The organism is Vicinamibacteria bacterium (assembly GCA_035570235.1).
Taxonomy (GTDB): Bacteria; Acidobacteriota; Vicinamibacteria; order Fen-336; family Fen-336; genus DATMML01.
On sequence record DATMML010000051.1, the window covers coordinates 26509 to 38642 of the forward strand.

Annotated in this window: 10 protein-coding genes; 7 read left to right on the forward strand and 3 right to left on the reverse strand. The window is 68.3% G+C overall.

What is annotated here, in order from left to right:
- The first annotated feature begins 150 nt into the window (after positions 1–150).
- The 7 genes from VN461_09695 (at position 151) to VN461_09725 (ending at position 10060) form a co-directional block, all read left to right on the forward strand.
- Positions 151–786 carry a TetR/AcrR family transcriptional regulator gene (locus VN461_09695; protein ID HXB55043.1) on the forward strand — a complete coding sequence of 212 codons (636 nt, stop codon included), beginning with the start codon at positions 151–153 and terminating at the stop codon, positions 784–786.
- Complete coding sequence (locus tag VN461_09700; protein ID HXB55044.1) at positions 783–2963, forward strand: HEAT repeat domain-containing protein; 2181 nt, start codon at positions 783–785, stop codon at positions 2961–2963. Before VN461_09695 ends, VN461_09700 begins: the two co-directional genes overlap by 4 nt.
- Positions 2964–3048: 85 nt before the next feature.
- The gene (locus VN461_09705; protein HXB55045.1) at positions 3049–3546 is read left to right on the forward strand and encodes a (2Fe-2S)-binding protein; all 498 of its coding nucleotides are present in this window, start codon (positions 3049–3051) and stop codon (positions 3544–3546) included.
- Positions 3539–5929, forward strand: coding sequence for a molybdopterin cofactor-binding domain-containing protein (locus VN461_09710; protein HXB55046.1), 2391 nt, complete (start codon positions 3539–3541; stop codon positions 5927–5929). Before VN461_09705 ends, VN461_09710 begins: the two co-directional genes overlap by 8 nt.
- Positions 5926–6933, forward strand: coding sequence for an FAD binding domain-containing protein (locus VN461_09715; GenBank protein ID HXB55047.1), 1008 nt, complete (start codon positions 5926–5928; stop codon positions 6931–6933). Before VN461_09710 ends, VN461_09715 begins: the two co-directional genes overlap by 4 nt.
- 96 nt (positions 6934–7029) lie before the next feature.
- Positions 7030–8733, forward strand: a complete 1704-nt coding sequence (locus VN461_09720; protein HXB55048.1) for a hypothetical protein — start codon at positions 7030–7032, stop codon at positions 8731–8733.
- 34 nt (positions 8734–8767) lie between these two features.
- Entirely contained in the window at positions 8768–10060 is a 1293-nt protein-coding gene (locus VN461_09725) for a citrate synthase (GenBank protein HXB55049.1), read from the forward strand.
- Here VN461_09725 and VN461_09730 read toward each other — a convergent pair.
- From VN461_09730 to VN461_09740, 3 genes are all read right to left on the reverse strand, one after another.
- Positions 10057–11124: a fatty acid desaturase gene (locus VN461_09730; GenBank protein HXB55050.1), complete on the reverse strand. Its 1068-nt coding sequence runs from the start codon at positions 11122–11124 to the stop codon at positions 10057–10059. The genes VN461_09725 and VN461_09730 overlap by 4 nt on opposite strands.
- An 84-nt stretch (positions 11125–11208) precedes the next feature.
- Entirely contained in the window at positions 11209–11685 is a 477-nt protein-coding gene (locus tag VN461_09735; protein HXB55051.1) for a hypothetical protein, read from the reverse strand.
- Between the two features lie 174 nt (positions 11686–11859).
- Complete coding sequence (locus VN461_09740; GenBank protein ID HXB55052.1) at positions 11860–12117, reverse strand: hypothetical protein; 258 nt, start codon at positions 12115–12117, stop codon at positions 11860–11862.
- Positions 12118–12134: the final 17 nt, after the last annotated feature.

Below are 12134 nucleotides of genomic sequence, written 5' to 3' on the forward strand. Positions count from 1 at the left end.
GCGCCGCGGCGGCCCTCCCCCGGGGCCCCGAGAACGAGCCGGGTAGCCAGTAACCTGTGCGGCTTCAAACATCGCGGGGCCGGTACCAGGAGAGCGTCAGCCCCTTCAACCCTGACTATGGGACCGCTCAACCGGTAATATGGGAGCGGGATGCGGAGGGGCAGTGGTCAGCCGGGACGCAGCCGGCAACGCCGAGTCGAAATCCTGAGAAGCGCGGCCGCCGCTTTCCGTCGGCGCGGCTACCACGGGGCCAGCGTGGGGGAGATCGCCCGCGACCTCCGCATGACCAAGGGGAGCCTCTATTACTACTTCAAGAACAAGGAGGAGATCCTCTACTTTTGCCATGACTACTCGCTCGACATCCTCCTCGACCTCCTGGCCCGGGTGGAGAGGGAGACGCGCTCCCCGGACGAGCGCCTGCGTCAGCTCATCGTGTCCTTCGTGCACATGATCATCGACGAGCTGCAGGGAACCGCCCTCACCATGGACCTGCAAGCCCTCTCTCCGCGGCTGCTACGGAAGGTGATCGCCAAGCGCGACCTGTTTGACCGCGGCGTCCGGCGCGTCTTGAAGGAAGGGATGGACCGCGGACTCTTCGTTTCCGGCGACCCGAAGCTATTGACCTTTGCCATTCTGGGGGCGGTGAACTGGATCACGCGCTGGTTCGATCCCCGGGGCCCCGCCCGCTCGGAGGAGATCGCTCAGGCTTTCGCCGACTACTTGCTGGCCGGCTTGCTCCGGCCCGCCGCCGCGCGCGGACGCTCCCCCCGGCGCGCCCTCGCGTGAGGGTCAAAGAGGCCTTCGCGAACCTGCTCCTGAGCGCGCTCACCGTCCTCCTGTTCGTGGGGGGGGCCGAAGGAGTCTGCCGCCTCCTCGAGAGGGGGCGGCCGGCGGCCCCGCGGGCGGCCGCTTACATCACGGACTGGAACTGGGAGGGGGACTTCTATACGGTCAAGTCCACCGCCGCGGGCTGGCCTCCTTGGGAAGACTACAACAGCGACGGGCTGCGGGACCGGGAACGGGCGGTGGAGAAGCCGACGGGAGTGCGGCGGCTGATCTGCCTCGGGGACAGCACCACCCTCGGTTGGGGGATCCGTCCGCAGGAGGCCTACCCCCAGGTGCTCCAGGACCTGCTCGAGTCGAAGGGGGAGCGGACCGAGGTCTTCAACCTGGCCCTGGGTGGCTGGTCCACCCGCCAAGAGCTGATCGCTTACCGCCGCATCGCGCGCAAGTACCGGCCGGACGAGGTTCTGATCGGGGTATGCCTGAACGACGTTCCCGAAATGCAGAACAACCTGAGCCGCCCCCCCGCTTGGCTGGCCGCGATTCACGAGCGCTCCGCCCTCGTGCGGCGCCTCGTTCGAGCCCAGGACCGAGAGATCGCGGATGTGGAGGAGCTCTTCACGCATAAGGACTCACCCAAGGTACGCGAGGCTTTCGGGCGCATGTTCGCCGACATGCGCATCCTGCGCGATGAGGTGCGGGCGGACGGGGCCACTTTCGCGGTCCTCATCTTCCCTTTTCGCCTCCAAGTCCTTCCCGGTGCGCCACCCCCTACCGCCCAACGGACGATCGTGGACTTCTGCCGCACGGAGGGAATTCCCGTGCTCGATCTCCTGCCCGCGCTTCGCCCCGCGGGGGAGTCCGCCTTCATCGACTACGACCACTTCAGTCCCGCCGGGGCCCGCCTCGTGGCCGAGCAGATCCTGGCCTCTGGCCTCTTGGCGGAGTCGGGCTCGTTGCCCCCCCGTGACACCCCCGCCTCTCTGCCTCCGAACCCCAGCCAGGCCCTTCCCGCTCTCCTCGTCGACCTTCGCAGCGGGAACGAAAGGAGTCGGCTCGAAGCCGCCCGGGCTCTGGGCCAGATGGGGGCGCAGGCCAAGGCCGCCGAATCCTCGCTGATTGGTCTCCTCGACGACCCGAGCCCGCGCGTGCGCGTGGCTGCGACATGGGCGGTGGCCCGGCTCCGGCCGCTCCCCGCGGCCGCCCTCGCCGGCCTCCTCCGTCGGCTCCAGGATCCCGCGCCGGGCGTGCGCGCCGGCGCGGCCCGGGCCCTCGGGGAGATGGGCGATGCGGGCAAGCCCGCGTTGCTGCCCCTCGTGGAGCGGCTGCGCGACGAGGACGAGACGGTCCGCGCACGGGCGGGGGAGAGCCTGTCCGAGATCGGGCCCGACACCGAGGGCTGCCGGCGAGCGCTCGTCAGCCTCCTCGCTGATAGCACTGCTCCCGGGCGCGCGGAGGCGGCGGGGGCGCTGGGCCGGCTGGGGCCGGGGGCCCTGGACGCCGTGCCTGTCCTCAGTTCTGCCCTCGAAGACACGCGCGAGGCGGTGCGTGGGCGCGCGGCCTGGGCCCTGGGTGAGATCGGCCCCGGAGCGTGGAGGGCGGTGCCCGCCCTCCTGGCCGCGTTCCGGGATCCGGGCATCCGCTGGCGGGTGGCCGACGCCTTTGGCGGCATCGGCCCCGGGGCGGCGGCGGCGGTGCCCGACCTTATGGCCGCCACGAAGGACGAGAGCAGCAACGTGCGTTGGCGCTCGATCCAGGCCCTGGGCCGGATCGGTGCCCCGGCCGAACGGGCTACGCCCACCCTCGTGGAAGCTCTCGGCGATCCTGGCCCCAACGTCCGTCTGGGCGCACTGACCGCCCTGGCCCAAATCGGCGCCGACCCCGCCGTGCTCCTTTCCGCCCACGAGCGTGTGCTCGCCGACCCCGACACCCGTGTGCGCAGCGAGGCGGTGAACGGTCTGGGGCGGATGGGTCCCCGCGGCCGACCGGCGGCGGGCGCCCTCGCGCAGCGCCTGCGGGATGAGGATCCTGGCGTGCGCGCCCGGGCCGCCCGGGCGCTGGGCCGCCTGGGCAAGCTTCCTCCCGCGGTGGTCGCGGCGCTCGCCGCCGCGCGGAGCGACCCCGACGGGGCGGTTCGCGACGAGGCGGAAAAGGCGCTCCGCAAGGCGGGGGTAGGGTGAGGCTCCCCGGGGGCGGCCTTGACCACCCCCGGCCGCGATCTATAATGGAGTTTGAACGAGCGTTCAAATTCAGCGGGGCGTGCGCATGGAGAAGATTCGGGTCCGTCTCAAGGTGAACGGGGAGGACCGGGAGGTCCTGGCCGTTGTCCACCACACCCTTCTGGAAGTGCTCCGGGAAGAGATGGGCCTCGCCGGTACCAAGCATGGCTGTGAACTGGGGGAGTGTGGCACCTGCACCGTCCTCCTGGACGGAAGGCCCGTCCTCTCTTGCCTCACCCTGCCCGTGGAGTGTGCGGGGCGGCAGGTCACGACGGTAGAGGGCTTGGCCGAGCGAGGCGTGCTCCACCCGCTGCAGCAGGCCTTCATCGAGCTCGGTGCCGCGCAGTGTGGGTACTGCACGCCCGGGTTCCTGCTCGTGGCCGAGAGGCTGCTCCGAGAGAACCCTCATCCCTCCCGGCCCGAGATCGCAGAGGCCCTCGCCGGCAACCTCTGTCGGTGCACGGGGTACTTGAAGATATTTGAAGCGGTCGAGCTCGCGGCGGCGCGGATGCGTGACCAGGCGGGGGAGGCGGTTCGTGCCTGAGGAGACACGCCGCGATCTCCGGGTGGTCGGCCAACCGCTGCCCAAGGTGGACGCCGCGGCCAAGGTCACCGGCCAGACGCTCTTCGCGGATGACGTCGAGCTACCCCGCATGGCCTACGCCAAGCTCTTGCGCTCGCCGCATCCCCACGCGCGCATACGCAAGCTCGACGCGTCCAAAGCGGCCGCGCTCCCCGGCGTCCTCGCCACCCTGGTGGGGACCGAACTACCCATTCCATTCGGCATCTTGCCCGTCAGTCAAGACGAGCACGCCCTAGCCATAGATAAGGTCCGTTTCGTGGGCGATCCGGTGGCGGCGGTGGCCGCCGTCGACGAGGAGACGGCGGAGGCGGCCTGTCGGCTGGTGGAGGTGGACTACGAGGTCCTGCCCGACCTCATGTCCATGGAGGAAGCCCTGGCCCGACCCGAGGCCCGCATCCACGAGTACGGGCCGCGGGGCAACGTCCACAAGGAGGTCTCCTTCGATTTCGGCGACGTCGAGGAAGGCTTTCGCGAGGCCGAATACGTCCGCGAGGATACGTTCTACTTCGAGGGAAACACCCACCTGCCGATGGAGCAGCACGCGGCCGTCGGCTCGTTCGGGCCCGACGGCAAGCTCACGCTCTGGTCCTCCACCCAGACCCCGCATTATGTCCACCGCGCGGTGGCCCGGGTGTTAGGGATGTCGCCCGCGCACGTGAGGGTCATTGCCTGTCCGAACGGGGGCGGCTTCGGGGGCAAGAGTGACCCCTTCGGCCACGAGATCGTAGTGGGCAAGCTCTCCATGAAGACGGGCCGGCCCGTCAAGATCACCCTCACCCGAGAGGAGGTCTTCTACTGCCACCGCGGCCGGCACCCCGTGTCGATGTGGATGAAGACCGGGCTCAAGAGAGACGGCACCATCACCGCCATGCACTTCCGCTCCGCCCTCGACGGGGGAGGCTACGGCAGCTACGGTGTGGCCAGCCTCTACTACACGGGAGCCCTGCAGACCGTGACCTACCGTATCCCCCGCTACAAGTTTGAAGGAGTGCGCGTCTTCACCAACAAGCCCCCCTGCGGTCCCAAGCGGGGCCACGGCACGCCCCAGCCACGCTACGCCCTGGAGTGCCACATCGACAAGTTCTGCCACGACCTGGGCCTCGACCCCGCGGAGTGGCGGCTGCGCCACACTCTCGCCCCCGGCACCATTACCGCGAACCAGATGCAGGTGAAGACCATCGGCCTCCGGGAGTGCCTGGAGCGGGTGATCACGCGAAGCGGCTACCGTGAGAAACGGGGCAAACTCGGACCCGGTCGGGGCATTGCCCTCGCGGGCTCGGCCTACATCAGCGGCGCGGGTCTTCCCATCTATTGGAACGCGATGCCCCACTCGGGCGTTCAGATCAAGGTGGACCGCGGCGGGGGGGTGGCCGTCTTTTGCGGCTCCACCGATATCGGGCAGGGCTCCGACTCGGTGCTCGCTTACATCGTGGCCGAGGAACTCGGCATCGAGCCCGCGGATGTCCGGGTCGTCACCGCCGATACCGACCTCACGCCGGTAGACCTCGGCTCCTACTCTTCCCGGGTCACCCTCATGACCGGCAACGCCACCCTCGAAGCCGTGCGCAAGGTGCGCAAGTTGATCCTCGAGGCCGCCGCCCGCAAGCTGGAGGTGCCGGTCGAGCGCTTGCTCTGCGCCGCCCGCCGGATATGGGATGCTCAAGAACCCGCCCGGGGGCTGCCCTTCGCGGAGGCCGTGGTCTTGGCGGAGGGCGAGCACGGCACCCTGGGGGCGGTCGGCTCCTATAAGCCACCCCGAAGCGTGGCCCGCTGGAAAGGGGCGGGGGTCGGCCCTACGCCGACCTACTCGTATTCCGCAGCCGCGGTCGAGCTCTCAGCCGACCGCGAGACGGGACTCATCCGCGTGGACAAGGTCTGGATCGCGCACGACGTGGGGAAGTCGATCAACCCCCTGCTCGTCATCGGCCAGGTCGAAGGCTCGGTCTACATGGGCCTGGGTGAGGTTCTGATGGAGGAGCAGGTCTTCCGGAAGGGCCGCCACAAGATCCCTTCCATGCTCGAGTACAAGAGCCCGACCACCCTGGAGATGCCGCCCGTGGAGTCGATTCTGATCGAGACCCTTGACCCCGAGGGCCCCTACGGGGCCAAGGAATGTGGCCAGGGGCCGCTGCTGCCCGTGATCCCCGCCGTGGCCAACGCTCTCTTCGAGGCTCTGGGGGTGCGGGTAGACGAGGTCCCGATCACTCCGGAGAAGGTGCTGGCCGCCCTCGAAGGTCGCTACCGACCTCCCCGCATGCCGGCGTTCCGGTACCCGGAGACGGTGGTGGTTCCACCCCTGGAGCCCGCGACGCCCGCCGCCGTTCCCGAAGGGGTGCGCACATGATGAGACTCCCGCCCTTCCGGTACATCGTCGCCCGCACCGCCCGCGAAGCGGCGACGATCCTGGCTGACCACGGCCCGGAGGCGATGGCCGTGGCCGGCGGCACCGATCTTCTGCCCAATATGAAGCGGCGGCAGTTCGAGCCGAAGATCCTGGTGGGCTTGCGTGGGATCGCGGAAGCGGAGGGTATCTCCCCGAACGGGGGTCTGCGGCTCGGGGCCCTGGCCACCCTCACCGAGGTTGCGGAGCATCGCGTGGTCGGAACGCGCTGGCCGAGCCTCGCCCGCTCCGCGGGCCTCGTGTCCTCGCCCCCCCTCCGTAACGCCGGCACCATCGGCGGTAACCTCTGCGTGGACACCCGCTGCAACTACTACAACCAGTCGGAGTTCTGGCGGGCCTCCGTCGGCTACTGCATGAAGAAAGACGGTGACATTTGCCTCGTGGCCCCCGGCTCCAAGGTGTGCTGGGCGCTGTCATCCTCCGACACAGCCCCCGTCATGATCTCGCTCGAGGCCGAGGTCACCCTCGTGGGCCCGCAGGGGGCCCGACGCGTCCCGGCTCGCTCCCTTTATGGCCCGGACGGCATCCACTACCTCGCCAAGAGCCCGGAGGAGATCCTGACCCAGATCCACGTCCCCGCGCGCGAAGGCTGGCTCATGACTTATCGCAAGCTGCGGCGCCGCGGCTCCATCGATTTCCCGATCCTGGGCGTGGCCGCGGCCGTGCGCCTCGTGAAGGGGCGGGTGGAGGAGGCGCGGATCGTTCTGGGGGCGGTGCACGTGGCCCCGGTGGAGGCGAAGGACGCCCAGGAGTTCTTGCGTGGCAAGAGGCTCGACATCGAGACCATTGAGATGGCGTCCGGCATCGCCTACAAGCCGGCCAAGCCCCTGGACAACGCGGACCTCGTTTACTCATGGCGCAAACGGATGGCTCGCATCGAGGTGGCGCGGGCGTTGCGCGAGCTGGCAGGGCTGCCCACAGGAGACCTGCCTCCGATCCGGGCGTGAGCCCTCGCCCGCCCTCGTGCCCGCTTCAGCTGCCGCCTTGGAGCCCCCGAGGGTGAAGCTCCCGAGCCGCGCCCGCCCGCTCGTGCGGAGGGCGCTATGACTTGGCTGCGGGCCCTCGGTCTCTACACGCTCCTGACCGTGCTCCTGACCTGGCCCCTGGCCTCCCAACTCCACATCATCGACCCCGGGGACTCGGCCTTCTTCGCCTGGGTCATGGGATGGGAGGTCCATGCTTTGAGGACCGATCCCGCCCGGCTTCCTCACGCCAATATCTTCCACCCCCTCCGCTACACGCTGGGCATGGACGAGCCGGTGCTAGGGACCACCCTCCTGGCCCTACCCCTCCTGCCCTTCACGGACGACGCGGTCTTCCTGTTCAACCTGGTGCGGCTCCTCACCTTCATCTGCTCCGGCCTCACTACCTACTGGCTGGCTCGCGAACTGGGCTGCGGGGAAGGGGCGGCACTCTTCGCGGGAGCAGCCTTCGCCTTCTCCCCCATCCGGACCGATCAGATCGCCCACCTCTCCACCCTGGGCACCCAGTGGCTGCCGCTCCTCCTCCTCTTCATCGTCCGCTTCGCGCGCAGCGGACGAGCGCGCCACGCCTTTCTGGCGGCCCTCTTCTTCGTTCTTGCCTTTCTGGCCTGCGGCTACCATGGTTTGATCGGCCTCGCCGTCCTGCCCCCCGCCGTTATCGTGCTGCTGTGGGGGCGGCCGCGCCAGCTGCCGGCCGCGGTCCTGGCCGCCGCCGCCGCGGGCCTCGCCCTCCTCCCCCTCTACGCCCTGCACCGAGCCGCCCTGGAGCCGCAAGGGTACGCGCGGGGAGCGGAGGAGACGGTTTTCTTCTCCGCCTCCCTCGAATCGTTCCTCTCGACCGGACCCTGGAACCGGGTGTACGGCGATCTAACGGATCCCTTCCGCACCATCGGACCCAACAACCTCTTTCCCGGTCTGGTCGTGCCCGGCCTGGTGATGCTAGGCGGCCTCGGTCTCTGGAGGCGGCGCGCGCTCCCCGGTCGGGAATCGCTGGCCCTCCTCGTGCTCGCCCTGGCGGCGGCGGCGTTGGCCCTGGGGCCGGAGGTGCGCTGGATGGGGCATCGCCTCTTCACGGGGCCCTTCGCCTTGGCCCGCGAGCTCTTCCCCGTGTTCCGGATGATCCGTGTCTCGAGCCGGGCCGGCGTCTACGTCGCCCTGCCCCTCGTCCTGCTGGCCGCCCGTGTCCTGCAGGCCTGGCGCCCGCCCCCCCTCGCGTTCGCGGGCGTGGCCCTTCTCGCCCTTGGCGAGACCCTGATCGCTCCCATCCCGACCCCGGCCTGGGCCCAGGTCGTGGACACACGCCGGGAGCCGCCCCCCGTCTACCGCTGGCTGGCCGATCAGCCCGGTGAGCCTCCGGTAGTGCACCTCCCCATGCTCGGGATCGATGGGACATTCAAGCGGCCCGCCTACCACGAGAGTATCTACATGGTGCGCTCCACGAGGGACTGGAAGCCACTCGTGAACGGCTACGCGGGGATCGAGCCGGCCCTCTATCAGCGGTTGCGCTCCCTGGCGCGCACCTTCCCTTCGGAGGAATTCCTGGAGGCACTCCGACAGATCGGCACCCGCTACGTGATCCTGCACCGGGGCGGCTACGGCCCGAACCAATGGGCGCGCATCGAAGCCGGACTGCCGCAATTCCGTTCCTCGCTGAGGGAAGTCGCCCGCTTCGCGGGGGACTCCGTTTTCGAGTTGGAAGCGCCGCCGAGCGCGAGCGCGCTCGATACATTGAAATGGGGGCAGGGGGGTGTTAGCCTCCGGTGACAATTGGTCCTTGAGCCGCGCGGAGGGCGCCCCCATGAGCAAGGACTCCCTGACCATCACCGACAACCGAACCGGCAAGAGCTACGAGATCCCGATCCAGGAGGGAACCGTCAAGGCTATCGACCTGCGCCAAATCAAGGTCTCCGCCGAGGACTTCGGGCTCATGACCTACGATCCGGCCTTCACCAACACCGCGTCCTGCAAGAGCCGTATCACCTTCATCGACGGGGACCGCGGGGTCCTGAACTACCGGGGCTATCCCATCGGGCAGCTTGCCGAGCGAAGCACCTACCTGGAGACGGCCTACTTGATCCTGCACGGGGAACTGCCCACGAAGTCGGAGTATGAGGCCTGGCTCTACAACATCACCCATCACACTATGGTCCACGAGAACATCAAGGAGCTGATGGGCGGGTTCCGCTACGATGCCCACCCTATGGGCATGCTGATCTCGACGGTGGCCGCGCTCTCGACTTTCTACCCCGAGGCCAAGCACATTCGCGACCGTCAAAACCGACAAGCCCAGATCTTCCGGCTCATCGCCAAGATGCCCACCCTGGCCGCATTCGCCTACCGACACTCGGTGGGGCTGCCCTACGCCTCCCCGGACAACGACCTAAGCTACTGCGCCAACTTCCTGCAGATGATGTTCAAGGTAGGGGGTCACTACCCGGTGAACCCCGTGCTAGAACGGGCCTTGGAAGTGCTCTTCATCCTGCACGCCGACCACGAGCAAAACTGCTCCACTTCGGCCATGCGGGGCGTGGGCTCCTCGGAGGTGGACCCGTACTCCTCCACCGCCGGCGCTATCGCCGCTCTTTATGGCCCCCTTCACGGAGGGGCCAACGAGCAGGTCCTGCGCATGCTGCACGAGATTGGCTCCAAGGACCGAGTGCCGCAGTTCATCAAGGAAGTGAAAGCCAGCGGGGGAGAGGTGCGCCTCATGGGCTTCGGACACCGGGTCTACAAGAACTACGATCCGCGGGCCAAGATCATCAAGATCATGGCGGACCAGGTGTTCCAGGTCACCGGCCGTAACCCACTCTTGGACATCGCCTTGGAGCTGGAGCGGATCGCGCTCGAGGACGAGTACTTCGTGAAGAGGAAGCTCTATCCGAACGTCGACTTCTACTCGGGCCTCATCTACCAGGCCATGGGCTTTCCGGTGGACATGTTCCCCGTTCTCTTCGCCATTCCTCGCACCTCGGGCTGGCTGGCCCAGTGGGACGAGATGCTCGAGGACAAGGATCAGAAGATCGCACGCCCGCGCCAAGTCTACCTGGGCGCCGGCCGGCGCGACTACCTGACGCTCGAGAAGCGCACCTAGGGGGTGGCGATTCGGGCCGCCACCCGACCCGCGGTTCGCGCCGCGGGGGGGGCGAGTGCCTCCTCGCTGGGGCCGGCGGGACTCCGGGGCCCGGGGGGAATGCCCAACCCGTGGTCCCAGTCCGTATGGGGGGCGCGGTTCAGGACGAACCACTGCCAGACGATCTCGCGGTAGGTGTGCTGCGTGACCCCCAACTCCTGGTAGAGAGGCCGGAGCTTGAGGTGCAGCCGCCGAAGGTTGTAGAAAGGAACGCTCGGGAAGTAGTGGTGCTCGGCGTGGTAGTTCGAGTAGACAAAGAGGAAGTCCCAGATGCGGCTGGGCTTCATCACCGTGGACCACTTCAGGGGATGGGCAGGATCGATGTTGTAGTGCTGGCCCAGACGGTTCAGGGTGAAGGCAATCGGGAAGACCAGGAAATAGGGGACGACCTGGACGCGCAGCATGGGGCCCAGGCCGCCGAGCCTGAGAAGCGTGATCATGACGGAGAACTGCACGACCAAGGTCGCCAGGCGCTCGCGCTTTATCGTTTGCCGCAGCGCTTCGGGATAGGATTTGGCCTCCCGGGCCGCGGCCCGGAAGTAGAGGGGCATGAGAACGGGTGTGCAGTAGAGCAGCTTGAACCAGCGGGCGTTCCGCTTGGGTGAAAGCCAGTGACGCTTGGGATCGTCCTCGCCGGAACCCAGGTTGTCGTGATGGTCAAGGTGCCAGCGCGTGAACTGGCTGGCCGAGATCCCGCTCGTGATGGCGTATACGAGCCCGAGAGCGCGGTTCCAGCCCTCGCGCCGGGACTGGAAGACGGAATGGTGGACCACCTCGTGAAGCAGGGTGGTCATGTTGAAGAAGGTGAAGCCCTGGAGTATCGCAACCGGAATCCAGTAGAGGGGGTCGGTCAGTTGCCAGAGGGCAATGCCGCACACGGCCACGATCCCGAACTGCCGGGCCGCGTAGAGCAGGTGGCGGGGTGCGCCGCGCCGGTGCAGCGCCTTCAGCTCCTCGTGGGGAATCGCCCCTCGGAGCCGATCCTTGAAGGCCTCCACCTGCTTCCAATAGTAGTGCGACTTCACGCCTTCGATTCTAACAGGGGCAGGGTCCCGAGCGGAAACGCGGCCGGCCACGGTCGCGCGAGCCGCGGCCGGCCGAGGCGGGGACTAGCGCGGATCGCGGTAGCGCGGCGCCTCCTCGTAGATCACCCGGTCGTCGCCGTCGTGACCGTACTTCCTGTTCTCGTACCGCTCCCGATCGCCATAGCGGTCGTCCCGGTCGCGGTAGGCCGGGCCCGCGGCCGCATAAGAGCGTCGATAGCTGGCGTCGTAACCCCGGCGGTAGCCGGCCCGATAGTCCCACCGGGGACCCATCCAGCCGTGATAGCCATGGTCCCCGTCGCGGTACTCGCCGTGCTGCCAGAAACTGAACCTCTTGCCCCGACGCCCGTCCTTGAGGCCGTGCTCGGCGCCGTCCTGCGCGCCGCGGTCATAGCCGTAGCGATAGGAGTCGTGACCGTCGTACCCGTGGTCAGAGCCCACCTCAATCCCGATCCCGAAGCGGCTATCGGCCTTGGCCTGGGCAGGGACCGCCGCCACTCCCGCCGCCGTCAGCCCTATCGCCGCCCAGAATGCCGTTCTCATGGTTGTCCTCCTAGGCCCCTCTCAGGGGGACTCGGAGGGGAGTGTTGCAACAGACATGCCGTCGGCCCTAGCGGACTAAGTTCCCGGAGATACACGGCTTTCGGCCAAGCGGGGCACGGACCGGACTGTCCCCGCGAGGCGACGCGGACGTGTCCGCAGATCTCCCATCCCGCCTTACGGGCGGATATACTCCCGAAACACGTTCTTGCTGCGGAGACGATGAACCCCCCCGGCCTTTATCGCGATGATCAGGTCGAGCGTGGCCGAGCCGCCCAGCCGGCGCGGCTCGAGCTCAACCCCAGGGGCATGCTCGCTCGCCGTCACGTCGGGGAACGGCCGCGCTCGGGCCAAACCAAGCTCGGGCAGATCACGGATGTTAAGCCTCCCATGGCCCGCCCCGCCCCGCCCCTCCCACCCGCGCCCCTTCCCCATCCCCTCTCATTAGAGAA